The 24,818-nt window shown below is 67.7% G+C and carries 21 protein-coding genes, 4 tRNA genes and 2 pseudogenes; 16 read left to right on the plus strand and 11 right to left on the minus strand.

Annotated elements, in window-relative coordinates:
• Window positions 1–150: 150 nt before the first annotated feature.
• Window positions 151–2,259 (minus strand): heavy metal translocating P-type ATPase, encoded by a 2,109-nt coding sequence (locus BI335_RS02340; protein ID WP_094429525.1) that lies wholly within the window; start codon window positions 2,257–2,259, stop codon window positions 151–153.
• A 92-nt stretch (window positions 2,260–2,351) separates the two neighbouring features.
• On the opposite strand from BI335_RS02340, the gene BI335_RS02345 reads away from it, so the two are divergent.
• A complete protein-coding gene (locus BI335_RS02345) occupies window positions 2,352–3,215 on the plus strand; it encodes a polyphosphate kinase 2 family protein (protein WP_094429526.1) in 864 nt (287 codons plus the stop codon).
• A 175-nt stretch (window positions 3,216–3,390) separates the two neighbouring features.
• On the opposite strand, the gene BI335_RS02350 is transcribed toward BI335_RS02345, so the two are convergent.
• The 5 genes from BI335_RS02350 to BI335_RS02370 all read right to left on the minus strand — a co-directional run bounded on the left by BI335_RS02350 (window position 3,391) and on the right by BI335_RS02370 (window position 7,710).
• Window positions 3,391–4,194 (minus strand): sirohydrochlorin chelatase, encoded by an 804-nt coding sequence (locus tag BI335_RS02350; RefSeq protein ID WP_094399970.1) that lies wholly within the window; start codon window positions 4,192–4,194, stop codon window positions 3,391–3,393.
• A gap of 267 nt (window positions 4,195–4,461) precedes the next feature.
• Complete coding sequence (locus tag BI335_RS02355) at window positions 4,462–5,415, minus strand: YihY/virulence factor BrkB family protein (protein WP_094358218.1); 954 nt, start codon at window positions 5,413–5,415, stop codon at window positions 4,462–4,464.
• 146 nt (window positions 5,416–5,561) lie between these two features.
• Window positions 5,562–5,990 carry a CBS domain-containing protein gene (locus tag BI335_RS02360; protein WP_094358220.1) on the minus strand — a complete coding sequence of 143 codons (429 nt, stop codon included), beginning with the start codon at window positions 5,988–5,990 and terminating at the stop codon, window positions 5,562–5,564.
• Window positions 5,991–6,044: 54 nt separating this feature from the next.
• Window positions 6,045–7,007: a nucleoside hydrolase gene (locus BI335_RS02365; RefSeq protein ID WP_172421690.1), complete on the minus strand. Its 963-nt coding sequence runs from the start codon at window positions 7,005–7,007 to the stop codon at window positions 6,045–6,047.
• A 58-nt stretch (window positions 7,008–7,065) separates the two neighbouring features.
• Window positions 7,066–7,710 (minus strand): YbhB/YbcL family Raf kinase inhibitor-like protein, encoded by a 645-nt coding sequence (locus BI335_RS02370; protein WP_208109085.1) that lies wholly within the window; start codon window positions 7,708–7,710, stop codon window positions 7,066–7,068.
• Between the two features lie 91 nt (window positions 7,711–7,801).
• Between BI335_RS02370 and BI335_RS02375 the strand changes: the two genes are divergently transcribed.
• The 4 genes from BI335_RS02375 (at window position 7,802) to BI335_RS02390 (ending at window position 10,609) form a co-directional block, all read left to right on the plus strand.
• The gene (locus BI335_RS02375; RefSeq protein WP_094429528.1) at window positions 7,802–10,159 is read left to right on the plus strand and encodes an ATP-binding cassette domain-containing protein; all 2,358 of its coding nucleotides are present in this window, start codon (window positions 7,802–7,804) and stop codon (window positions 10,157–10,159) included.
• Window positions 10,160–10,334: 175 nt separating this feature from the next.
• Window positions 10,335–10,407: transfer RNA gene (locus BI335_RS02380), tRNA-Gly, on the plus strand.
• Window positions 10,408–10,461: 54 nt separating this feature from the next.
• Window positions 10,462–10,532: transfer RNA gene (locus tag BI335_RS02385), tRNA-Cys, on the plus strand.
• A gap of 1 nt (window position 10,533) precedes the next feature.
• Window positions 10,534–10,609 (plus strand) — tRNA-Val (locus BI335_RS02390).
• 1,011 nt (window positions 10,610–11,620) lie between these two features.
• Here the strand turns inward: BI335_RS02390 and BI335_RS02395 are convergent.
• Together BI335_RS02395 and BI335_RS22440 are read right to left on the minus strand one after the other, a co-directional pair.
• The gene (locus BI335_RS02395) at window positions 11,621–11,971 is read right to left on the minus strand and encodes a hypothetical protein (protein WP_133625552.1); all 351 of its coding nucleotides are present in this window, start codon (window positions 11,969–11,971) and stop codon (window positions 11,621–11,623) included.
• Window positions 11,854–12,327, minus strand: a pseudogene (locus BI335_RS22440) (LGFP repeat-containing protein); the annotation flags it as partial. The pseudogene BI335_RS22440 and the gene BI335_RS02395, both read right to left, overlap by 118 nt.
• A gap of 156 nt (window positions 12,328–12,483) precedes the next feature.
• Here BI335_RS22440 and BI335_RS02400 point away from each other — a divergent pair.
• A complete protein-coding gene (locus BI335_RS02400; protein WP_094429530.1) occupies window positions 12,484–13,320 on the plus strand; it encodes an LLM class flavin-dependent oxidoreductase in 837 nt (278 codons plus the stop codon).
• Window positions 13,321–13,394: 74 nt separating this feature from the next.
• Here the strand turns inward: BI335_RS02400 and BI335_RS02405 are convergent, their stop codons facing one another.
• A complete protein-coding gene (locus tag BI335_RS02405; protein ID WP_094429531.1) occupies window positions 13,395–13,952 on the minus strand; it encodes a hypothetical protein in 558 nt (185 codons plus the stop codon).
• Between the two features lie 220 nt (window positions 13,953–14,172).
• Between BI335_RS02405 and BI335_RS02410 the strand changes: the two genes are divergently transcribed.
• The 6 genes from BI335_RS02410 to BI335_RS02435 all read left to right on the plus strand — a co-directional run bounded on the left by BI335_RS02410 (window position 14,173) and on the right by BI335_RS02435 (window position 19,269).
• The gene (locus BI335_RS02410; protein WP_094429532.1) at window positions 14,173–15,069 is read left to right on the plus strand and encodes an oxygenase MpaB family protein; all 897 of its coding nucleotides are present in this window, start codon (window positions 14,173–14,175) and stop codon (window positions 15,067–15,069) included.
• 4 nt (window positions 15,070–15,073) lie between these two features.
• Window positions 15,074–15,934, plus strand: coding sequence for an aminotransferase class IV (locus tag BI335_RS02415; RefSeq protein WP_094429533.1), 861 nt, complete (start codon window positions 15,074–15,076; stop codon window positions 15,932–15,934).
• A 76-nt stretch (window positions 15,935–16,010) separates the two neighbouring features.
• Window positions 16,011–16,086, plus strand: a tRNA-Val gene (locus BI335_RS02420).
• A gap of 136 nt (window positions 16,087–16,222) precedes the next feature.
• Window positions 16,223–17,275 (plus strand): LacI family DNA-binding transcriptional regulator, encoded by a 1,053-nt coding sequence (locus BI335_RS02425; RefSeq protein WP_166646656.1) that lies wholly within the window; start codon window positions 16,223–16,225, stop codon window positions 17,273–17,275.
• 31 nt (window positions 17,276–17,306) lie between these two features.
• A complete protein-coding gene (locus BI335_RS02430) occupies window positions 17,307–17,714 on the plus strand; it encodes an RpiB/LacA/LacB family sugar-phosphate isomerase (RefSeq protein ID WP_229119395.1) in 408 nt (135 codons plus the stop codon).
• Window positions 17,715–17,745: 31 nt separating this feature from the next.
• Window positions 17,746–19,269: an MFS transporter gene (locus BI335_RS02435; RefSeq protein WP_229119396.1), complete on the plus strand. Its 1,524-nt coding sequence runs from the start codon at window positions 17,746–17,748 to the stop codon at window positions 19,267–19,269.
• On the opposite strand, the pseudogene BI335_RS22345 reads toward BI335_RS02435, so the two are convergent.
• A pseudogene (locus BI335_RS22345) lies at window positions 19,217–19,675 on the minus strand (helix-turn-helix domain-containing protein); the annotation flags it as partial. The gene BI335_RS02435 and the pseudogene BI335_RS22345 sit on opposite strands and share 53 nt — an antisense overlap.
• A 49-nt stretch (window positions 19,676–19,724) precedes the next feature.
• Here BI335_RS22345 and BI335_RS02445 point away from each other — a divergent pair.
• Entirely contained in the window at window positions 19,725–20,885 is a 1,161-nt protein-coding gene (locus tag BI335_RS02445) for a pyridoxal phosphate-dependent aminotransferase (RefSeq protein WP_094429536.1), read from the plus strand.
• On the opposite strand, the gene BI335_RS20935 is transcribed toward BI335_RS02445, so the two are convergent.
• Window positions 20,886–21,503 (minus strand): hypothetical protein, encoded by a 618-nt coding sequence (locus tag BI335_RS20935; protein WP_133625553.1) that lies wholly within the window; start codon window positions 21,501–21,503, stop codon window positions 20,886–20,888. It abuts the gene before it with no gap.
• A 255-nt stretch (window positions 21,504–21,758) separates the two neighbouring features.
• Here BI335_RS20935 and BI335_RS02455 point away from each other — a divergent pair, with 255 nt between their 5' ends.
• From BI335_RS02455 to BI335_RS02465, 3 genes are all read left to right on the plus strand, one after another.
• Window positions 21,759–22,190: a GtrA family protein gene (locus BI335_RS02455; protein ID WP_094429537.1), complete on the plus strand. Its 432-nt coding sequence runs from the start codon at window positions 21,759–21,761 to the stop codon at window positions 22,188–22,190.
• A gap of 62 nt (window positions 22,191–22,252) precedes the next feature.
• Window positions 22,253–24,229, plus strand: a complete 1,977-nt coding sequence (gene thrS, locus BI335_RS02460; protein ID WP_094429538.1) for a threonine--tRNA ligase — start codon at window positions 22,253–22,255, stop codon at window positions 24,227–24,229.
• 15 nt (window positions 24,230–24,244) lie between these two features.
• Window positions 24,245–24,817, plus strand: coding sequence for an HIT family protein (locus tag BI335_RS02465; RefSeq protein WP_094429539.1), 573 nt, complete (start codon window positions 24,245–24,247; stop codon window positions 24,815–24,817).
• Window position 24,818 lies beyond the last annotated feature (1 nt).

A 24,818-nucleotide genomic window follows, 5' to 3' on the forward strand; every position in this document is an offset into this window, starting at 1 on the left:
CGCGGGGAGTACTGCACGTCCGGCTACGCGCATATCTCGACACGTTCATCTCGACACGCTGCCCCGGCCCCGCTGCGCTTCGCCGGGGCAGCTACTCGATGAGCGTGGTCGGTCCAACGCTCCGCCGGGGCAGCTACTCGATGAGCGTCGTCACCGTCCGATCGGCGCCAGCTTGTTCGGGTCGAGGTCGAGCTTGCGCAGCAACTGGGCGTTCAGTGCGACCACCACGGTGGAGGCCGACATCAGCAGCGCGCCGATCGACATCGGCATCACGAAACCGATCGGTGCCAGGACACCGGCGGCCAGCGGGACGGCGATCAGGTTGTAGCCCGCACCCCAAGCCAGGTTCTGCATCGACTTGCGATAGCTCGCGCGGGACAGCTCGATCACCGACAGCACCGACCGGGGATCGTCGGAGGCCAGGATGATCCCGGCCGAGGCGATCGCGACATCGGTACCGGCGCCGATGGCGATGCCGACGTCCGCCGTGGCCAGGGCCGGGGCATCGTTCACCCCGTCGCCGACGAAGGCGACCTTGCGGCCCTCGGACTGCAGCTCGGCGACATGGGTGGACTTGTCCTCCGGGCGTACCCCGGCGAAGAAGCGTTCGATGCCGAGCTCGCCGGCCACCGTCGCCGCGACCGCCTGAGCATCACCGGTGATCATCACCACCTCGATGCCACGATCCCGCAGGGCTTTCACCGCTGCCCGCGACTCGGGCCGGATCTCATCGGCCAACCGCAGCGCGCCGGCGACCCGACCGTCGACGACGACGTGCAGCACGATCGCGCCCTCGTCATTCCAGGGCTCGGCGGCCGCCAGCGGGCTCGCGCCCTCCTCGGCAAGCATCGCCGGGCCACCGACCCGGACCCGCTTCCCGTCCACGGTCGCGGTGACACCGACCGCGGGTGAGGAGGAGAAGTCACCCGGTTTGGGCAGCTCCAGCGAGCGTTCGCCGGCGGCCCGGACGATCGCTCGGGCCAGCGGGTGCTCGGAGTCCGTCTCGGCCGCTGCGGCGTACCGGAGCAACTCCTCGGCACCGATGCCGGCATCGGCCGGTTCGATCCCGGTCACCACCGGCTCACCGCGGGTCAGCGTGCCGGTCTTGTCGAACAGCACGGTGTCCACGGTCCGCATCGATTCCATCTCGACGCGGTCCTTGACCAGTACGCCGGCCCTGGCGGCGCGCTCGGTGGCGATCGAGATCACCAGCGGGATGGCCAACCCGAGGGCGTGCGGGCAGGCGATCACCAGCACCGTGATGGTGCGGACGACGGCCTCGCTGGGCATGCCGAGCAGGGACCAGACGATCGCGGTGACCACCGCCGCGCCGACGGCGAACCAGAACAACCAACCGGCCGCGGTGTCGGCCAGCCGCTGCGCGCGGGAACCGGAGGCCTGGGCGTCGGTGACCAGCTTCTGGATGCCGGCCAGGGTGGTGTCGTCACCGGTGGCGGACACCTCGACCCGGAGCCCGGAGTCGGTGGCGACGGTGCCGGCCACCACCGGGTCGTCGACAGTGCGCCGCACCGTGCGGGATTCGCCGGTGATCATCGACTCGTCCATGGCCGCGGTGCCGTCGACCACCCGGCCGTCGGCGGGGACGCGCCCGCCGGGGCGTACCAGGACGATGTCACCGACGCGGAGCTCGGCCGGATCGACCTGCACCACCTCGTCACCCTCGACGCGCTCCGCCCGGTCGGGCAGCAGCGCGGCCAGCGAATCCAGCGCGGAGGTGGTCTGGGCCAGCGACCGCATCTCGATCCAGTGCCCCAGCAGCATGATCACCACCAGCAGCGCCAACTCCCACCAGAAATCCAGATGGTGCGGCAGTACGCCGAGGGTGGCCAGCCAGGACGAGACGAAGGCAACGGTCAGGGCCAGCGTGACCAGCAGCATCATGCCGGGCTTGCGGGCCCTGATCTCCGACCAGGCACCGGTCAGGAACGGGCGCCCGAACCAGAGATAGAGAATCGTGCCCAGAATGGGGGAGACCCAGCCGAGCAGTGGGAGCTGCGGCAACCGGTAGCCGATCAGGTCGGCGAACATCGGCGACAGGAAAACGGTCGGGATCGCCAGGATCAGCGAGCCCCAGAAGAGCCGCCGGAACATCGCCACGTGATCACCATGACCACCGTGACCGCCATGACCGCCGTGACCACCCTGGCTGGCTGACTGCTGATGGCCCTGGTGGTCGCCGTGTTCATCGTGTGCGGCGTGGTCGGTCTGCTGCATGTCGTGCTGCTGATGAGTGTTCATCTCGCCCCCTTCGCCACCGACTATACCCCCAAGGGGTATAAGTCGGCGAGGCGTTCCGAGAACTTCCTGCCGACCCCGGCAGACTGTCGCCCATGTCGCAGAAGAAGACCGCAGCAACGATCGCCGACCAGCTCAGGGTGCGCCCCGGATCCACCGTCACCGTCGACGACTTCGATCCCCGCGCCACGCCCGGCTATCCGGGTGCGGGCAAGAAGGACGCGCCGGAGCTGGTCCAGGGGATGGCCGACGAACTCTCCGACCTGCAGGAGCGGTTGTACGCGAACGGCCGCGACAACCCGGAGGCGCAGCGGGTGCTGCTGATCCTGCAGGGGCTGGACACTTCCGGCAAAGGCGGAGTGATCCGGCACAGCGCCGGCATGGTGGATCCGCAGGGCATCCAGCTGCACGCCTTCAAGGCGCCGACCGAGGAGGAGCGCAAGCACGACTACCTCTGGCGGATCCGGCGCGAGCTGCCGACCGCGGGCATGATCGGCATCTTCGACCGCTCGCAGTACGAGGACGTGCTGATCGCCCGCGTGGACGACCTGGTCCCGGAATCGGTGTGGAGCAAGCGATTCGACGAGATCAACGCCTTCGAGGCCGAGGTCGCCGCGCAGGGCACCACGATCATCAAGTGCTTCCTCAACGTCTCCCACGACAAGCAGAAGGAACGCCTGCTGGAGCGCCTGGACAACCCCGAGAAGTACTGGAAGTACAACCCCGGTGACGTCGACACCCGCAGCAAGTGGTCGGCCTACATGGCGGCGTACGCCGACGTGCTGACCCGCTGCTCGACCGAGGTCGCACCCTGGTACGTGATTCCGGCGGATCGCAAGTGGTACCGCAACTGGGCGGTCGCCACGCTGCTGTTGGAGCACCTGCGGAAACTCGACCCGCAATGGCCGCCGGCCGACTTCGATGTCGCCGAACAGCGCCGGCGGGTCGAGGAGAGCTGATCAGCGCACGTAGTGGGCCGGCGGGGCCGGATGGGCCGGGCAGGGGCCCAAGCGCACGGACATGCAGTAGTCGGAATCGACCGCCTGGTAACCCCAGTCAGAGGGGGTTTGATCATGGACGGTCGGGACCACTGCATGTCCCAGCGCACCGAGCGCGGGCCGAGGGCCGTGCGGGTCAGCCGGCGACGACGCTGAGGTGCCGGTCGGTACCGGTCTCGGGCTGCTCGCGCTCCAGGCCGACATCGACCATGCCCATCGCGGCGACGGCGTATCGACCCCAGGCGATCTCGAGCAGTTCCTGCTGAGCACCCAGCGGCTCGGAGACCGCGACCGCACCGGCGCGGAGAGCCTGGTCGGCCTGGGTCTGCCAGGCCTCGTCGGGGGCCAGGAAGAGCGAGCCGACCGCGATGTGCCGACGGCCCTGGGCGCGCAGCGAGGCGATCGCTGCGGCCGTGCCGGGGCCGGTGCCATTGGCGTTCGCGGTGATCACCGGCAGCTTGTGGTGCATCGACCACTGCCTGGCCCGCCGGGCCAGCAGCGACTGGCTGCGCTGATCGGCGGCACCCTCCGCCGCGAGCACCAGGCCATCCAGTTCGGCGATGTGGGCACTGGCCAGGGCGGCCCGCAGCTTTCGGTCCACCAGGCCCAGCAGGGAGGCCTCGGGGCCCACCGGTCGGGCGATCGAGAAGCGCAGGCGGGGGTGGGAGGCGCGCACCTTGTCGACCATCGTCTCCACCCGCTCGTCCGGCACGAAGGTGGCCGAGAGGTTGGTCGAGATGAAGACGACCTCCTCGGTCCGGGTCCGGGCGATCCGGGAGATCACCTGCGGTCCGGACGGGGGACAGTGGTCGAGAAAGGCGGTGTGGACAGAAATCTCCGGCTTCATCTCCTGCATCCGCACACGCATCTCATGCGCCACCTCGGCGACCAGGGGGCTGGTGCTGCCGTGGGCCAACAGGACGAGGGCTGGAGCTGCCATCTCAGTGCCTTCCAGAGATCGGGGGAGCAGGTCCCCGGGCGGCGCCCGGGCGTACCCACCCCTGAGCGGGTTCGGCGGCGATGCCGGGGACCGAGGGGCTCTTCGTTGTCGTGGTGGACAACGAACCCATCCGCGCGGGATTGCCGTGCCGATGGAACCTTGTCTCGGTATCCGGGCCCCACTAAATCGCCTATAGGGGTATGCCCACAACCTATTTCTCAAATAATGAGATCGAAATCCAGAATATGGACAAGATGTGCCGAGTGGTCAGATCGACGGCCCCTCGGGGTCGTCATCCCGCTCCAGCACGTGATCGGCCTGTTCCGGGGTGATGCCCGCGAATCGCGGGGTGACCTTGGCGATCGCGGCGTTCAGCGCGCCACCGACGAGCACCGCGAAGGCCACCAGATAGAGCCAGGCCAGCAGCGCGATGGGCGCGGCCAGCGGCCCGAAGATGGTGGCGCTGCCGGAGATCACCAGGATCACCCAGCGCAGTGCGGAGGACCCGATCACCCAGATCAGCACCGCGACCACCGCGCCCGGGAGGTGGGCCCGCCAGCGGTTGCGTACCGGGGTCGCCAGATAGAGCAGTGAACCGAGCACCAGGACCGACGCCAGCAGCACCACCGGCCAGTAAGCCATGCCGAGCCAGCCCACCACGTCCGGCAGCACCCGATCGACCAGTCCGGGTCCGGCCACCACCAGCGGCAGGGTGATCGCGCCACCGATGAGGAAGGCCACGTAGACCCCGAAGGACAGGATGCGGGTCCGGACGATGCCGCGCTGACCGGCCAGCCCATACATGATCGTGATCGTGTCGACGAAGACCGCCATTGCCCGGGAGCCGGACCACAGGGCGACCAGGAAGCCCAGTGAGACGATTTCGAAGCGGGGTTGGCCCAGCACGTCATCCAGCGTGGGGGCGATGATCTGCTGCACCGCGTCGGGAGTGATGAACCGGGATGCGTAGTGCAGGATCTGTGCCCGGAATCCTTCCACGGTGGTCACCGGGACACGGGCCGCGATCACACCCACCGCGCCGGCCAGGCCGAAGATCAGCGGCGGCAAGGAGAGGATGGCGAAGAAGGCCACCTCGGCGGCCAATCCGGTGACCCGATAACGCAGGCACGCGGTCACCGTGTGCCAGACGATCCGGCCGAGGGCGCGGAGACGTCCGGCAGCACCTCGGGTGCCGCGGGACTTGGCGATCGGGTCGGGCATGTGCAGAACGATCCCTGTCAGCATGGGGGAAGGACTCTCGACTCGGGACTAACTGCCCACATGGTGACAGTCGGCCATGCCGGGGGCCGGTTTCCCACGCCGACCGTTTCCGATCGGTTACCGGAGGGCAGCGTTCTGCGTGGGATTCACTGCTGGACGTACGCCTCCAGCTGGTCGCGTTCGTCGGTGAGCTGGTTGATCCGGTGCTTGACGACGTCGCCGATGCTGACGATCGCGGTCAGTCGATCCTCGACGAGGACCGGGACGTGGCGGATCCGGCGCTCGGTCATCTGTTCGGCCAGGTCGGCGATGTCGTCGTCCGGGCCGCAGGTGTGCACCTCGACGGTCATGATCTGCCCGATCGGCTGGTCGAGCACGTCGGCACCGGTGTCGGCGAGCCGGCGGACCACGTCGCGCTCACTGACGATGCCGTTGACCGAGGTGCCGTCGGAGGAGACGACGACGGCTCCGATGCGATGGTCGCGCAGCAGTTCGACCAGGGTGCGGACCGTCTCGTCGGGGGTGATGGTGACGACATCACCACCCTTGCGTTGCAGAACGTCGTTGACTCTCATGACCCCACGTTAGTGGGCTGGGTCACACCTGGCCAGAGCGCCGCGCGAACTGGCTCATCCCAGTGCGGTGATGCTGTCCGCGACCCAACCGATCACCGCCGGCGCGTCACCCGAGCGGACGTGGGTGACCACTGCCCGGCCGTCGAGCTCGGGGCGATCCCGCGGGTCCAGGAAGGTCGCACCCCGGCCCGCGCCGTGCTCGTGGTCCACCTGTACCCGGACCTGACGGGTGGAGAACAGCTCGGGGCGGACCAGGGCAGCGACCGCGACGGCGTCGTGCAGCGCCATGCCGGTGCGCCCCCGTGCCCGCTGCTCGGCCAGATAGGACCGGGCGATCCGCGCGGCCAGGTCACCGGTCTGCGAGGACGCCGCCAGCTCGGCGAGCCACGAGTCGTCGAAGGTGATGCTCTGGGTGAGATCCAGACCGACCATGGTGACCGGCACCGCATCGGAGAAGACCCGTTCGGCGGCCTCGGGATCGCAACTGAGGTTGAATTCCGCGGCGGCGGTGGTGTTGCCCCGGCCGTCGCCACCGCCCATCATCACGATCCGTTCGATCCGTTCGCGCAGGTCCGGCCGGGCGGCCAGTGTGATGGCCACGTTGGTCAGCGGGCCGAGCGCGATGATCGTGACCGGGCGGTCGGTGGACTCCAGCACCCGGGCATGCACGGTGCTGGCCGGTACCGGTGCCGGCAACCGGTCCGGGAGGGGCAGCAGGTCGGCCGCGCCACCGAGACCGTCGGTGCCGTGGATGTCGTGGATGGGGTCCGCACCGGGCTCCACGAGCGGACGCTCCGCGCCCCGGCCGAGCAGGGTGTCGGCGCTGCGCTCACCGAGCCGGGTCAGCGCGCGGAGGGCGTTCTCCCGGGTCATCGAACCAGGCACGTTGCCGTAGCTGGTCGTCACCGCGCGGACCTCGAGGCGGTCACAGCCGTACGCCGCCCAGAGGGCGAGCAGATCGTCGACTCCGGGGTCGGTGTCGATGATCACCGGAGTGCGGGTGGGGTCGTCGGTCACGTGTCCTCCTGGTGAACAAGGGAATCCGCGAACTCCACCGCGACCGGCCAACGGTCGGTCAGCGCCGCAGATCTCGCGGGTCGATGCCACCCCGGCGCCTGCGGGACTGCGGGCGCTCCTCGGGGCCGCTCTCGGCCCAGCCCTCCAGGAAGCCGCTGGCGAGCACGTGACCCGCCACCCGCGGCAGCACCTCGGCCAGCCCGCTGAGGGTGCCCGGCAGCACCACGTCGAGGGCATAGAGGTGGAAGCCATAGCGGTGCACACCGTGGTTCGGGATCGGGCGCGGGCCCTGGTAACCGCGGCGGTTCAGTGTGCCGGGCAGCAGGCGTACCTGGGCCGAATCCGCACCCAGCGCACCCTGCGGCAGATGGGTCAGCGCCGGGTCGAGCAAGGCCAGGGCATGCACGATCGGCTTCTTCAGCGGAGCATCGATGTCCTCAATGATCAGCAGCAACTGCTCGGTCCCCTCGGGTGCGCCGTGCCAGGCGAGGGCGGGGGAGAGGTTCTCACCCTGCGGCGCCGCGCGATGCGGCGCGGGAATCGTGCCCTGATGCGAAAAATCCGGGCTGACAAGGGAGATCTCGGCGGGTGCCTGCAGCTCGGGAGCCTGTCGCACGCTGTGGCGTACGCCCGCCCGCCGGTTGCGCAGGGCACGGCCGAGCACGGGCATCAACTGCTCTTTGAGCTTCGGTGCGATCGCCATCGGGCCAGTTTACCGAGCAGGCTGCGGTCACACTCACCGGTGACGCCGCGTCAGGCCATTAGTCTGACCGCAGATCGAGGAGAGGAAGACGATGGGCCACCCCGCCGACAGCCACGAACTGATCCGCGTCCAGGGGGCGCGGGAGAACAACCTGAAAGACATCAGCGTCGACATCCCCAAGCGGCGCCTGACCGTCTTCACCGGGGTGTCCGGATCCGGCAAGAGCTCGCTGGTCTTCGGAACCATCGCCGCCGAATCGCAGCGGATGATCAACGAGACCTACAGCGCGTTCGTGCAGGGGTTCATGCCCAACGTCTCCCGACCCGAGGTGGACCGCCTGGAAGGGTTGACCACCGCGATCATCGTCGACCAGGAGCGGATCGGCGCCAACCCGCGCTCCACCGTCGGCACGGTCACCGACGCGAACGCGATGCTGCGGATCCTGTTCAGCCGGCTCGGCAAGCCCTACATCGGTTCCTCGCAGGCGTTCTCCTTCAACGTCGCCTCGGTCAGCGGGGCCGGCGCGGTGACCGTCGAGAAGCACGGGGAGAAGGTCAAGGAACGCCGTGAGTTCAGCATCACCGGCGGCATGTGCCCGCGCTGTGAGGGGCTGGGCAGGGTGTCCGACTTCGACCTGACCGCGCTCTACGACGAGGAGAAGTCGCTGAACGAGGGCGCGCTTACCATCCCCGGCTATTCGATGGAGGGCTGGTACGGCCGGATCTATCGCGGTGCCGGATTCTTCGACCCGGACAAGCCGATCAAGAAGTTCACCAAGCGGGAGCGCAACGACCTGCTCTACAAGGAGCCCACCAAGATCAAGGTGGAGGGCGTCAACATCACCTACGAGGGATTGATCCCGAAGATCCAGAAATCCATGCTCAGCAAGGATCGCGATGCGATGCAGCCGCACATCCGGGCCTTCGTCGACCGGGCGATCACCTTCGGTGTCTGCCCCGACTGCGACGGCACGCGGCTCAATGAGTCGGCGCGATCCTCCAAGATCAAGGGAATCAGCATCGCCGACGCCTGCCAGCTGCAGCTGACCGATCTGGCCGAATGGCTGCGCGGGGTCTCCGACGCGCAGGTGGCTCCGCTGATCAAGGGCCTGCAGCACACCCTCGACTCGTTCATCGAGATCGGGCTGGGCTATCTGAGTCTGGACCGGGCCTCCGGCACGCTGTCGGGTGGTGAGGCGCAGCGGACCAAGATGATCCGCCATCTCGGATCGTCGCTGACCGACGTCACCTATGTCTTCGACGAGCCGTCCATCGGACTGCATCCGCACGACATCGAACGGATGAACAAGCTGCTGGAACAGCTGCGGGACAAGGGAAACACGGTGCTGGTGGTCGAACACAAGCCGGAGATGATCGAGATCGGCGACCACGTCGTCGACCTCGGACCGCGGGCCGGCACCGCCGGCGGCGAGGTGGTCTTCGAGGGTACGGTCGCGGGCCTGCGGAAGAGCGACACCCTGACCGGGCGGCACCTGGACGACCGGGCGAAGCTGAAAAACGAGGTGCGTACGCCGACCGGTGCGCTCGAGATCCGCGGTGCCGATGAGCACAATCTGCAGAACGTCGACGTGGACATCCCGCTCGGGGCGCTGGTCGTGGTGACCGGGGTGGCCGGCTCGGGCAAGAGCTCGCTGATCAACGGGTCGGTGAGCAGTCGCGACGATGTGATCACCGTGGACCAGACCGGGATCAAGGGCTCGCGGCGCAGCAATCCGGCGACCTACACCGGGCTGCTCGACCCGATCCGCAAGGCGTTCGCCAAGGCCAACGGGGTCAAGCCCGCCCTGTTCAGCGCCAACTCCGAGGGCGCCTGCCCGAACTGCAACGGTGCTGGCGTGATCTACATGGACCTGGCGATGATGACCGGGGTGGTCAGCGTCTGCGAGGTCTGTGAGGGCAAGCGGTTCGCGCCGGCGGTGCTGGAGTACCAGCTCGGCGGCAAGGACATCAGCGAGGTGCTCGCCATGCCGGTGGCGGACGCGCAGGCGTTCTTCGCCGAGGGGGACGCGAAGACCCCTGGGGCGTACAAGATCCTCAGCCATCTGGTGGATGTCGGGCTGGGATATCTGACCATCGGCCAGCCGTTGACGACGCTGTCCGGTGGCGAGCGGCAGCGGCTGAAGCTGGCGACGCACATGGGGGACAAGGGCGGTATCTATGTGCTGGACGAGCCGACCACCGGTCTGCACCTGGCCGATGTGGAGCAGTTGCTCGGGCTGCTGGATCGCCTCGTCGATTCGGGGAAGTCGGTGATCGTGATCGAGCACCACCAGGCCGTGATGGCGCATGCCGACTGGATCATCGACCTGGGCCCGGGTGCGGGTCACGACGGCGGTCGGGTGGTCTTCGAAGGTACGCCGCAGCAGCTCGTCTCGGCGAAGCGGAAGACGCTCACCGGTCAGCACCTGGCGGCGTACCTGGGAACCTGAGCCACGCACCTCGAGTAGGCCGCTTGCGGCCGCCAGCCACGCACCTCGAGTAGGCCGCTCGCGGCCGTGTCGAGAGGTACCCCCGGACCACACGAATGTCGTTTTGCGTGGGGTGGGGAAGTCGGCTATGATTTTCCTCGCGCTTGAAACGGGTGAGAATCCGGAGCAAGGGCGTGCGGACGTGGCTCAGCTGGTAGAGCATCACCTTGCCAAGGTGAGGGTCGCGGGTTCGAATCCCGTCGTCCGCTCGGAGCGTGGGGTCTCCACCCCTTCGAACGTGCGGGGGTGCATCCCCACACCAGGGTGGGTTGGCCGAGAGGCGAGGCAACGGACTGCAAATCCGTGTACACGGGTTCAAATCCCGTACCCACCTCGGGCGGTTGGCGCAGTTGGTAGCGCGCTTCCCTGACACGGAAGAGGTCATCAGTTCAAATCTGGTACCGCCCACCAGCACTACCCATAGTTAGACTGGGTTCACCGTTACCTCTCGTATGGCAGCCGAGGCGCTGCTCACAATCTGCTACACAACGCGATCAGAGCGTGGCGGATCGGACGTCCGGAACAGGGATTCATCCCGTCCGCGCCAAGACGCAGCACCGGACGAAGTTCGCGCAGGTGAACTTTCTCGGTGGTGCGGCTCGTCGCGTGCCCAACCAGGTGCGGGATCTCCTCGACCGCAACCCTTAACCTCGGAAAGAAGCGACACGAACGAGTGACGAAGCTCCTTCGGTGTCCACCCAGAACCGGTCATGCCGTCGACCTGATCAACCACCGACCGGAAGGATCGGCGGACATTGGCGGAGCCTGACCCGATAACCCGGATCAGGCTCCTCGCACGGTTCGGCGACCATTGCGATAAACCAGCCCCCGCGCCATCGCCGTCGCAAATGTGGCGCAGCAACGACAAGATCCGTTGCATGCTGGACCCAGCCGAGCTCGCCGAGCGCTTCTGCAATCACCGTTGTCCACCGTGCTTGGAGCCCGACCCGGTAGCCCCGAATCCAGCGACGCCATCGCCGCATCACCCGCTGTTGCCAAACGGCCGGCCACGTGCCCAGATTCGACCTGACGGAGGACCTTGCGGACCTTCGCCTGCGCGTGTGCCCTAATCGGCATCGGCCAACCCGCTCGCGCGAGTGCCACCCACTTGCGCTCTGATTAAGGCTAAACCCCAAGTTGCGGCCAGGGTTAGATCAGATTCAACAATTCTATGGGCTCCCGAATTAGTCCCATGATTTCGGCGGATGCTGGTATATACGAAGGAATGGGTCTGGTGTCTGGTGAAGCTGCCATTGCGCAGCTGGACGATTGAATGCCCAACGTAGGACCTCGTCCTTATCTCCGCTAAGAGAGTCCCAGAAGGGGCCGTTTTGCCATGAGGCATGCCACAGTTCGTCACCATCATGCTTCGCAACGTGGACTGTCCCAGTCCCTGCAGCTGGGGCCCCTGGGCCACCGGTTCTATCCATACGGCGTCCACCCATGCTCGCTCGCACCCCATGGTAGTTCATCCTCGTTTCCAAACCACCAGTTGTCTCCTTGGGGACGTGTCTTTATGGACTTAACAGTCCACCACCAGAAGCCCTGAATGTTCGGGTCGGGATCCTCGTCCATCCGGAAGCGCACGACGTGTTCACCGGGCTTCTCTGGCACGTACACCTGCTGCCATCCCGTCCCGTCGAGGGCCGAGGCGCCTAGCGGATCGAACAGTTCGAGCACACCCGCATCCCGTTCGGCAGCCGCCCAATACGAGTCAGAGTCGAAATCCTCGACGAGGATGGTGACCTCGCCGGAGTCTTCGGGCAGCTGCACGCGGGCCCAGGCCACCGAGTCGTCACCGGGTTCGTTGCTGGCAAGCGCTGCCTACTCGACGAACCACGGCTTTCTCGGCAACTCGGCGAGGTTCGCGGCTCCTGTGGGATGCTCACGACGAAACAGGAGTTGGTGGTAGTCGTAGGAGACCTGAACGGGCATGTCATCCTCTCGTTCCGGTGACCGAGTCCCAAATGATCGGACCCCACGGGAAGTTCTGTGCACGACTCGTTGGATGTCGGGTAGCCGAATCGTCCCGTTTTCCGGTGATTGTGGAGTGTAGTAGTCCAAGATGCGGCCCGCACCGGCCAGCTACCCACACCCGGCGACCAATAGATCATTCCACCCCGGAAGCGCTGGGCGCAGAGACATGTCGCGCCACAGCCGCTTGTCCACGGCCACGCCGTGGGAGACGCTGATCAGCATGTCGAGTGCTGCCCGATCCCTCGTCCTTGTCGATCCACCGGGGAAATCCGCCTTGATGGACCGGCGCGCGCTTGAGAGGGTGAGTCATGCGCACCCCTGACCTGCCCAGTCTCGCCCTCGTCGCCCCACCGGATCTCCCGCCCGAGCAGATCATCCGCGTCGCGCAGACCGCCGAGTCCGGCGGCATCGACGAACTGTGGTTCTGGGAGGACTGCTTCGCCAGCAGCGGCCTCGGACCGGCAGCGGCCGCCCTGGCCGTGACCGACAGGATCAAGGTCGGCATCGGGCTGCTGCCGGTACCGCTGCGCGCACCGACCCTCACCGCGATGGAGATCGCCACCCTGGCGCGGATGTTCCCCGGCCGGTTCCGCCCGGGTCTCGGGCACGGCGTACGCGACTGGATGAAGCAGGCGGGGGTCGCGGTCGGGTCACCGCTGACCCTGCTCCGGGAACACACGGCCACCATCAGCGCGCTGCTCGCCGGGGAGACGGTGACGTACGCCGGGCGCTACGTCGCGCTGGACGAGGTGAGGTTGCGCTGGCCACCGGAGGCATTCCCCGACCTGCTGATCGGCGGCCGTGGTCCCAAGACCCTCGCGCTGGCTGGGGAGCTCAGCGCGGGCGCGATCCTCGACGATGTCGCGCCCGCCGGCGTACCGGATCTGGATCGGATGCGGGACGCGGTCGAAACCGTTCGGGCCGCCCGGGCCGAGGCCGGCCGCCAAGGAGACCCCGAGATCGTCGCCATCCTGCCCGTTCCCGGCGGGACCAGCACCGACGAGCTGCGGGATCGCCTTGCTGCATTGGGAGCTGCGGGCGCCACCACGGTGACCGCGGTCGCGGAGTTCGTCGACGGTCCGCCGGCCGGTGACGATCGGGTGTTCGCGCTCGCCGAGCAGCTCGCGGCGATCTCCAGGACCTGACGCCCTTACAGAAAAGTGCCGGGTCGCCCCGAAGGGCGACCCGGCACCGGACCCAGAGTGTCAGGAGTGCTCGATCAGAGACCGAGGCCCAACGCCGAGAGCAGACGGTTCAGCAGAGCGCTGATCCCGTTGAGCGGGCCGCCGCCGTCGAGCAGACCGGCGATGGCGCAGACCAGGTTGCCGAGCAGATTGCCGGCACCCGGTACGGCGGTGATGTCGAGGCTCACCGGAGCCAGATCGACCACCAGGCCGAGCAGGTTCAGGTTCAGCGGACCGAGATCCAGGTTCAGCACCTGGCACCCCTGCGTGGCGGCCATGCTGGTCACCGGAGCGCTGAAGTTCTGAGTGACCTGCTGGGTGCTGCCGTCGGGGTTGGTCACCGTACCGGTGAGCGAACCGGTCAACTGGACGACACCGTTGACGACCTGCGAGGTGAGGCCGGACAGCGAGCCGGCGAAGCTGCCACCGTTGTTGGTGGTACCGCTCACCGGCAGCGTGGTGGTGGCGGCGGAGTTGCCCTTGCCGGGCGGCGGGGCGGCCTCGGCGGCGGTGATGGTTGCCGGGAAGATACCCACGACACCAATGACTGCGCCGGCGGCGATCAGGGACGTGAGCTTGAGGGGCTTCTTCATCTCATTCTCCTTCAGGCGTGGCCCGCTCCGGCTGTTCCGAGGCAGGCAGAAATCGACTTCCTACCCAAGTGTCAGGGACCTTCTCGGGCAGTTGGAAGACCCAATAAAACAGGGCCGGAAATGGCAGATTTCTAAGCCAGGACGAAATTGCGGGCGATAGACCCCTCAAATTTCAGGGCAGACGAGTTCCGCGTATCGAGTCCGCGCGTAGCATCGAGAGATGACCAATCCGCTGCAGCGAGGACTGGGGCAGTTGCTGCGTTCGAAGGTCGCCGGGACCGACGCCACCACCCGGGCCGCCGAGATCTGGGGTACGCCGGGGGAGCGCTGGTTCGCGCCGACGGACCCGATCTGGCGGGTGCACGATGACGCCTCGATGTATTGCGGTGGGATCGCGGCGCTGCTGCTGCAGTCCCTGCATCCACTGGCGATGGCGGGTGTCGCGGGGCACAGCGGCTATCGCTCGGATCCGTGGGGTCGACTGCAACGCACCAGCGACTACATCGCGGCCACCACCTTCGGCACGGTCGAGACGGCCGAACGGTCCATCGAGACGGTACGCCGGGTGCATCAGCGGGTGCGTGGTCGCGACGAGCGCGGCCGCGCGTACCGGGCCGACGACCCCGATCTGTTGCGCTGGGTCGCGATCGCCGAGGCGTACGCCTTCCTGCGCAGCCATGATCGCTATGGCCGCCAGCCGCTGGGCCCGGCCGAGCGGGACCGATATGTCGCGCAGGCCGGCACCCTGGCGGATCGTCTCGGCGCGGACCCGATGCCGACCGACTGGGCCGGACTGCTGGACGCGCTGCACGACTACCGGCCCGAGCTCGAGGTCACCGACGCGGCCCGGGACGCGGCCGAGTTCCTGCTCACCGAACCGCCGCTGCCCGGGATCGCCCGCCCCGGATATGCGCTGATCGCCGCCGGCGGGGCGGCGGTGCTGCCGGTCTGGGCCCGCCGGCAGCTCCGGCTCAGCGCAACGACCGGCTGGGGGCGCGCCGCGGGGCGGGTGGCGACCGGGACGGTGCGCTGGGGGCTCGCAGGCCTCCGCGACGAGCCGGACCGCGACCGCTTGCGCCGGGACCGTCCCGAGGAGGGCGCTGCGGTGGCAGACTGAAGCCATGGCTGAGCAGACTGATGATCTCCGCGTCTGGGTCGACGGCGAGCTGTACGCCCAACCGGATGCCGCGACGGTGTCCGCGACCGATCACGGGCTCGTGGTGGGTGACGGTGTCTTCGAGGCGTTCAAGGCGATCGACGGCAAGGCGTTCACCCCGAGCAGGCACCTGGCGCGGTTGCAGCGCTCCGCCAAGGCGATGGGACTCCCGGCACCCGACCTGGCGTACGTGACCGAAGGCATGGACGCGGTCCTGGAGGGCTTCGACCACCCGCTCGGGCTGTTCCGGATCACCTACACCGGCGGTCGCGGCCCGCTCGGCTCCGGGGCGGCGTACGGTCCGCCGACCCTGGTGGTCGCGGTCCGCCCGGCCCCGGAGCTGCCGCCCACGACGAGCATCGTGACCACCCCCTGGACGCGGAACGTCGAGGGTGCGCTGGCTGGGGTCAAGTCGACCTCCTACGGCGAGAACGTCCTCGGCCTGGCGTATGCCGCAGAGCACGAGGCGACCGAGGGCATCTTCGTCAACAGCGACGGAAATCTGTGTGAGGGCACGGGAAGCAACATCTTCTGCGTGTTCGAAGACGAGGTCATCACCCCGCCGCTGAGCGCCGCACCGCTGGCCGGCATCACCCGCGCACTGACCATCGAATGGGGCCTGGAGGCCGGGCTCGCGATGGTGGAACGGGACCTCGATCTGACCACCGCCAAGAGTGCCGACGAGGTCTTCCTCACCTCCTCCTCCCGCGACGTGCAGGGCGTCTCGCGGTGGGATCAGACCGAGTGGGAGGCGCCGGGCCGATACACCCGGCAGCTGCAGGAGCTGTTCCGGACCAGGATGGCGCAGAACCTCGACCCGCAGTAGCCGGTCGCCCTGAGGCGGCACCCGCGGTTCGGATGCGACAAAGCCGCGGGGTCTCGGCTATAGTCGTTCCTCGCACGGGCGGTTGGCGCAGTTGGTAGCGCGTTTCGTTCACACCGAAGAGGTCGCTGGTTCGAGTCCAGTACCGCCCACCAGTTCAGACCGGCTGCTGATCGAGAATCCCGATCAGCAGCCGGTCTTGTTGTTTGTTCGTGAATGTCCGCCATGTCGCCTCTTGCCAGGCCGGGTGAGATAGGTCACACTATTGGAAACGTTTCCAATGGAGGTGACGTGGCGACCATCAAGGAAGTGGCAGCCCGCGCGGGTGTCGGTCTGGGGACCGCATCCCGCGTGCTGAACGACCGTGGTGGCACCTCCAGTCAGGCTCGTCGCCGCGTGCTGGACGCCGCCGAAGAGCTTGGCTACGTCGCTCACGGTCCGGCCCGAGCATTGCGTTCGACCCGGACGCGAGTGCTGGGACTTGTGGTTTCGGATGTCAGCAACCCCTTCTTCGCCGAACTCGCACACGCCGCGGCAACCGCTGCCCAGGAGCACGGCTATGCGCTCCTGCTCGCCAACTCTGATGAAGACCCCGCCAATGAACGGGCGCACCTCAAAACCTTCGCGACGCAGCGAATCGACGGGCTGATGATCACCCCGACCGGGCGCGATGCCGGGCCATTCGCTTCGCTGGTGGCCGAGAGATTTCCGCTGGTCTTCCTGGACAGAGAGATTCCTGGGCTGGACGTGCCGTCCATCACGGTGGACAACGCAACTGGCATACAGCAGGCCGTGAACTGGCTGGCCCAGCGCGGACGACGATCGATTGCCTACGTCGGCGGTCCGGTGAGTGTGACCACCGGCACCGAACGACTGGCCGCCTTCCGGCAGAGCATGACCGCAGCGGGCCTCGAGGTCGACGAGACGCTGCTGGCGGAGGGCGACTTCCGAGTCCATAGTGGCGTCGCGGCAGCACACCGGATCCTCACCCAGGGTGCCCCCGACGCCTTCTTGTCGGCCGACGGCCTGATGACCCTCGGCATCCTGCAGGCCCTGCAGCAATCCCAGCCACGGGCCGGTGGATTGGATCTCGTCTCCTTCGACGACTCACCGTGGTTCGAGTTCACGACCCCGCCGATCTCGGCAATCGTCAACGACGCCACGGCGATCGGCCGATCGGGGGTGACGGCTCTGATCGCGCTGCTGGGCGGCGGGACGGCGGACTCGATCCGCGTACCCGCCCGCTTTCGCGCACGAGTGGGACCCGAAGCTTCCCAACCCGCGGAGGGATTTGAACCGGTGCACGAGAAAGGGGCGAACGATGCGAGTGGCGATCGGAGCTGATCACGCAGGTTTTCCGGCCAAGGCGGCGGTGATGCGGGCCGTCTCCGAACTGGGACACGAGGTGCTGGACTGTGGCACCTCCGACACGACCCCCGTCGACTTCCCCGACATCACCATGGCCACCTGCCAGCCGGTCCTCGATGGGCAGGCCGATCGGGCGATCCTGGTCTGCGGTACGGGGGCGGGCGCCATCATGGCCGCGAACAAGATCCCCGGAATCCGTTGTGGGCTGGCGAATGAGCCGTACTCCGCCCATCAGGCGGTCGAACACGACGACGCGAACGCGATCGCGCTCGGAGCGTGGCTCGCACCCCGGGCGTTCATCCCGGAGATCGTCGCCAACTTCCTCAACGCCACCTTCGACGACGACGAGGACACCCGCCGCCGAGTGACGAAACTCAACGCATTCGACGATCTGCTTCCCAACCGGGGGGATTGACCCGAAAACCGGACCGATCAAAGGAGATCCGATGTCCACCGCACCTGAACATCACGCACGATCTGCACCGCTGGGATCCAAGGACCGCGTCAAGACAGCGGTCGCCGCCGCGTTCGGCACCAGTATCGAGAACTACGACTTCATCTCCTACGGAACGGCGGCCGCGCTGTACTTCGGCGCGGTCTTCTTCCCCAAAGGCGATCCGTTCGTCGGCACACTGCTGGCATTCGCCACGCTGGCGGTGGGTTTCGTCATGCGCCCGGTCGGTGGTGCCCTCGGTGGATACCTCGGCGACAGATTCGGACGGAAACCGGTCCTCGTCGGCGCCATGCTGGTCATGGGTTTCGCGACCTTCCTCATCGGATTGTTACCCACGTACGCCACGGCGGGCGTGGTGGCGCCGCTTCTGCTGGTGACCGTTCGGATCATCCAGGGATTGGCGTTCGGTGCCGAATGGGGTGGTGCGGTGACGATGGCGTACGAGCACGCACCGTGGAACCGGCGCGGCATGTTCGCCGCCATTCCGCAGTCGGGGAACCCGGTCGGCATCGCACTGGCCAGCGCGATGTTCCTGGTCTCGTCCAACCTCGAGGGTGACCTGAAGTGGCGAGTGCCGTTCCTGGTGAGCGCGATACTGGTGATCGTGGGCCTGATCGTGCGCAGTCGGCTGTCGGAGTCTCCGGAGTTCACCGAGGCGGTCGCCCAGGGCCGGACCGAACGGAACCCGCTGCTGGCAACCCTCCGTAAGGACTGGCGCAGCATCCTCAAGGTCATCGGGTTGCGGGTGGTGGAATCGTTCGCCTACTACTCGACGGCCACCTACCTGCTCTCGTATGTATCCAAGAACAATCCGGAGGCGCGCCCGCTCGCGCTCGGGGCCATCACCGCCGCCAGCATCCTGGCGATCTTCGTCACGTTCATCGCCGGTACCTTGACCGACCGGGTGGGCCGGCGGCCCCTCTATATCGCCGGGTGCATTGCGGCCGTGCTCTTCGCGTTCCCGATGTATCTGCTGGTCAACACCGGTCTGCCCGTGCTCATCGCCGCGGTGTTCATCATCGGTATCGGCGTCATCCACGCCACCCTGACCGGGGTCCAGGGATCCCTGCTCACCGAACAGTTCAAGACCGCCACGCGGACCTCGGGAGCGTCGCTCGGGTATCAGCTGGCGGCCACCATCGGAGGGTTCGCTCCCTTCCTGGCTGCCGCCCTGGTGGGTGTGATGGGTTGGCCCGGAGCGGCCCTGCTCTACCTGGCGGCCGCGCTCATCGGCCTGACGGCCATCGTGGTCACCAGGGAGACCTACGGTGCGGACGAGCGGCGGCGTGTCCAGGAGGCCGTGACCGCGGCCCGGGGGGGAGGAGTCCCTCGCGCGCTGACGCCCTGGCTGCGCGAGGGCGTGAGTCTCAGGTGGGGTAACGCATCACGAGGACCGTGCTGCTGTGGTCGGCAATCCCCTTGTAGTGGTGGGGTTGATCACCGGCGAAGGTGTGACTCTGTCCGGTCCCGAGGTGGGCCGGGTCGCCGGTCGCGCCCACCCGTACCTCTCCGCTGATCACCGTCACGGTTTCGAGCACGCCCTGAGTGTGCGCTTTGGAATCCCGCCGCCCCGCGCTGATCGTCATCCGATAGACCTCGACCACTTGGCCAGGATCGGTCCACCGCCCAATCAGCTCGGCCTGCACGCTCTGCCCCTGCGCCCGTTGACCGCCAGTTGTCTCGCCGTCGGTCACCAGCAGTTCGCTCAGTGGGACCGACAGGGTGGTCGCGATCGCGAACAGTGTGTCAAGGGTCGGATTGCGCCGCCCGCGCTCCAACTCCGAGAGGGTGCCCTTGCCGAGCCGGGTAGCCGCCGCCAGTGCGGACAGTGAGACCCCGTGTCGGGTCCGCAACTGCTTCACCCGGTTCCCGATGGCCATCGAGAGGCCCGGAAAACCGTCGGGGTCTTGACGTCTAGGCATGGCAACAGCTTATCGTTCTGTAAACAGAACGACTACGGAAGAGGGAGCCATGCCAGTCACGCGTCTGCAGCACATCCCGGGAATCGGCGTCGACGAGATGGGGGACCGTGCGGATCGAGAACGCGACGCTTCCTTGCTCAGGTTGGAGAATCTCGACACCGACCTGCGGCCGCCGGCCGTCGCTCTCGAGCGTACCCGTGTCGCTGTCGACGAGGACTCGGCGAACAGCTACCTCCCCTTCCAGGGATCCGTCGCACTGCGGGAAGCCGCCGCCGCACACGTCAGCAGGTGCGCAGGCCACGAGTACGACCCGTACCGGGAGTCACTCATCACCGCCGGCGGACTCAACGGGATCCTGAACACCCTGCTCGCGGTCGTCGAACCCGGGGACGAGGTGGTGCTCGTCGATCCGATCTATGCCGGCTTGGTCAACCGCATCCGGATCGCCGGCGGCGTACCGCGGTTCGTGCCGCTCGTCGCGGGGTCATCCGGGTGGACGGTCGACCCCGAGGAGCTCGCTGCCGCGATCACCGACCGTACCGCGGCGGTGCTGATGATGTCGCCGGCGATGCCGACCGGATCGGTGCTGGGCCGCGCACACTGGGAGGCCTTGGCCGGTGCACTCGAGGGGCACCGCGCCTGGTTGATCGACGACGCCGCGATGGAACGGATCCGCTTCGATGACGGGGAACGCCTCCATCCTGCTCGGGTGGCCGGACTGACCGAGCGGACCATCACCGTCGGCGCGGCGTCCAAGGAGCTCCGGATGATCGGTTGGCGCGTCGGCTGGGTCGTCGGCCCCGCCGAGATCATCGCGGACATCAATCTGGTCGGCCTCAGCAATGTCGTCTGCCAGGTCGGGCTCGCCCAGGAAGCGGTCGCCGCGGCACTCAGGGCCCCTGACGCCGACGAGGATGTGCGACGTGCGGTCGACACCTGGCGCGCCCGGAGAGACCTGATCGTGCAGCAACTCACTGACTATCCGGTGATTCCGCCGGACGGCGGCTGGTCGGTGCTCATCGACACCGCGCAACTCGGCATGGCGCCGGGAGAGGCGGCGGAGCTGCTGTTCGCTCGCGGGCGGATCGCGGCAACACCTATGGACGGCTGGGGACCGTCGGGGGAGAAGTATCTGCGGCTGGTGTACGCGAACGAGCCGGTCGAGCGACTGCACGATCTGCGCACCCGGTTCGCGGCCGCCTGGGGCTGATCAACTCCAGGTGATCCGATCTCCGAAGTCGGCGGGTGCGTAGGTCAGCCCGTTCCACTGCAGATCCGGATTCTCGTGCTTCACCGGCAACCAGCCCTCCTGGCACTCGCCGAGAGCCAACCGGGTCTCACGGAACTCCGGTACCCAGCCGGCATCGCGGGGGAGACTGCTGATCGGCACCGTCTTCGCCTGACCACCGCCCTCGCCGTCGCGGACGCGTACCGACCACGGATTGTTGCTGACCCGGGTTCGCCCGTCACTGCCGGCCTCCGGGTGTGGGGCGGCGTAGCAGACCCGGACCTTCCAGCCGATCGAGATCTGGTCCTTGCCGAACTCCTGGCGCAGTGCGGTGACATCGAAGTAGCGCAACCGCGCGGTCTGTCCATAGCTGAGACGCAGCGTCTGCGGACCGGCCGGTCGAACTTGCTCGGTGGTGGGTGCCGCGGTGGGTGGGGGAGTCGTGGTTGGCGCACCGGTCGGTGTCGGTGATGACTCGGGCGACCGGCTCGGCGGGGAGGTGCTGATCGGTGTGCCTGCCGGGGCCGGCAGGTTGACGTTCACCGTCGGGGCGCATGCGCAGAGCAGCAACGACCCGATCCCCAATGCAGCCCAGCGCATGGATCGATCATGGCAGGCGGGACCGCTGGGCGAGAAGTCACACGTGGGCTGTCAATCGCGGGGCGCCCCTTGGTTTCGACTCGCTCGTACCTCGCTCGCTCAACCGGCGGGGGGACTCGCTCGTACTTCGCTCGCTCAACCGGCGGGGGGACGCGCTCAACCGGCGGGTTCCCTCGGGGCGTGTGATCCGGGCCTCATAGGGAACGCACAGCGAGCACCCACGAGTTTCACCGACGGTGACGCGAGAGTCCTGTCATGACCACGCGCGCCGCAACCCACGCCCTCCCGCTCAGCCAGGCCGAGCTGGGGGCCGCGCTGCGGTTCGTGGCCGTCGGCACCAGTGGTACCGCCCTGCAGGTCGCGCTGTTCGCGCTGGCCCAGCTGACCCTCTCCACCACCGCCGCCAACCTCGCCGCGTTCGCGGTCTCCACGGTGATCACCAACCTGGTGCACCGCCGCGTCACCTACGGGGTACGCCGGGCCCGCGGCGCCGGGCTGGATTCGGTCGTCGCCTTCGCGACGACGCTGATCGGGCTGGCGCTGAGCACCGTGCTCACCAACTGCGTCGAGGGCTTCGGCACCGCCTGGCAACTGCCGATGATCGTCCTGGGCACCGCCGTCGGCGGCGTGCTGCGCTACCTGTTGATGAAGTGGTGGTTGGCCCGGCGGGCGTATATGGCGGCGTGAGCCCGGCGCTGCTGGCAGAATGGACGCCGCGCCCCGCACCCGGTGGGGCCGGGAAGGGAAACGTGTCCATCACCATCGACCTCGTCGGCTCCGAGAACCAGCGACAGGTGGATACGGGCACTACCGGGCTCGATCTCTTCGGTGAGGACCGCAGCATCGTCGCGATGCGGGTCAACGGCACCACCCGTGACCTGGCCCACCCGCTCACCGAGGGTGACGCCGTCGAGCCGGTCGGCATCGACTCCGAGGAGGGCCTGTCCATCCTGCGCCACTCGGCCGCCCACGTCGCCGCCCAGGCCATGCAGGACCTGCACGCCGACGCGAAGCTCGGCATCGGCCCGCCGATCACCGACGGTTTCTACTACGACTTCCTGCTCGAGGAACCGCTCACCCCGGACGACCTCAAGGCCGTGCAGAAGAAGATGGTCTCGATCATCGGGGAGAAGCAGCGCTTCGTCCGCCGCGCGGTCAGCGACGAGGAGGCGGTCGCCGAACTCGCCGACGAGCCGTTCAAGCTCGAACTGGTCCAGCTCAAGGGCAACGCCTCCGACGACGACGGGTCCGCGGTCGAGGTCGGCGCCGGCGAGCTGACGATCTACGACAACGTACGCCGCAACGGCGACCGGGCCTGGGGAGACCTGTGCCGGGGCCCGCACGTCCCGCACACCGGCTACATCAACAAGGCCGCCTTCGCGCTCACCCGCACCTCCGCGGCGTACTGGCGAGGGGATCAGCAGAACCCGCAGCTGCAACGGCTCTACGGCACCGCCTGGGCGACCAAGGAGGACCTGCAGGCCTACCAGCACCGGCTCGAGGAGGCCGCCCGGCGCGATCACCGCAAGCTCGGCGTCGAGCTGGACCTCTATTCCTTCCCCGAGAACATCGGCCCCGGGTTGCCGGTCTTCCACCCCAACGGTGGCGTGATCAAGCGCGAGATGGAGGACTACGTCCGGCGGCGGCACCTGGAGGAGGGCTTCAGCTACGTCGGCACGCCGCACATCGCCAAGGAGGACCTGTTCTACACCTCCGGGCACCTGCCCTACTTCGCCGAGGGCATGTTCCCGCCGATCGACGACGACGGGCAGCTCTATCGGCTGAAGGCGATGAACTGCCCGATGCACAACGAGATCTTCCGCTCCCGGGGCCGCTCGTATCGTGAACTGCCGCTGCGGTTCTTCGAGTTCGGCACCGTCTACCGCAACGAGAAGTCCGGTGTGCTGCAGGGCCTGACCAGGGTCCGCTCGATCACCCAGGACGACTCGCACTCCTACGTCACCGGTGAACAGGCACCGGCGGAGATCAAGCACCTGCTGAACTTCGTGCTCGGGCTGCTCCGCGACTTCGGCCTGGACGACTTCTATCTGGAGCTGTCCACCCGCGACGACGCGAAGAAGGACAAGTTCATCGGCAGCGACGAGGAGTGGAGCACCGCCACCGAGGTGCTGCAGCAGGCTGCCGAGGAGACGGGCCTGGAGCTGGTCGCCGACCCCGGCGGCGCCGCCTACTACGGCCCCAAGATCTCCGTGCAGGCGCGAGATGCGATCGGCCGGACCTGGCAGATGTCGACCATCCAGTACGACTTCAACATGGCCAAGCGGTTCGGCCTGGAGTACACCGCGGCCGACGGCTCCCGGCAGACGCCGGTGATGATCCACTCGGCGAAGTTCGGCTCCATCGAGCGGTTCATCGGCGTGCTGGTCGAGCACTACGCCGGCGCGTTCCCGGTCTGGTTGTCACCGGTGCAGGTGGTCGCGATCCCGGTCGCCGACGAGTTCAACGACTACCTGTTCGACGTCGCCGACCAGCTGCGGAAGGCCGGGGTGCGGGTCGAGGTGGACACCTCCGACGACCGCTTCGGCAAGAAGATCCGCACCGCCAGCAAGCAGAAGGTGCCCTATGTGCTGATCGCCGGCGGCGAGGACCGGGACGCCGGTGCGGTGTCCTTCCGCTACCGCGACGGCAGCCAGAAGAACGGGGTGCCGATCGCCGACGCGATCACCGAGATCACCGCCGCGATCGCCGACCGCGCCCAGGTCTGAGGACCGGGAATCCCCATGACCGAAGAGAAAGAGCCGATCCAGGTCGAGGACCCGGAGGGCTTCGCCCGGGTGCCCGACTCGTTCGAGCGACTCTGGACCCCGCACCGGATGGTCTACATCGGCGGCGAGAACAAGCCACGGGATTCCTCCGAACCGGAGTGCCCGTTCTGCCGCGCGCCCCATCAGGACGACGCCGAGTCGCTGATGGTACGCCGCGGCAGCGCGGCCTACGTGGTGATGAACCTGTATCCCTACTCGCCGGGGCATCTGCTGGTCTGCCCCTACCGGCACGTCGCCGACTACACCGACCTGACCCCCGAGGAGGCCGTCGAGGTCGCGGTGCTCACCCGGCAGGCGATGCGGGTGATCCGGGCGGTGTCGAAACCGGCCGGTTTCAACCTGGGGATCAATCAGGGGCAGGTCGCCGGTGCCGGGATCGCTGCCCATCTGCACCAGCACATCGTGCCGCGCTGGGTGGGCGACATGAACTTCCTGCCGGTCATCGGCCACACCAAGGCCGTCCCCCAGCTGCTCGAGGACACCCGACAGCTGCTGGTCGCCGCCTGGGACGCCAACGCGGGCGACTAGA

The organism is Enemella evansiae (genome assembly GCF_002250705.1).
Taxonomy (GTDB): Bacteria; Actinomycetota; Actinomycetes; order Propionibacteriales; family Propionibacteriaceae; genus Enemella; species Enemella evansiae.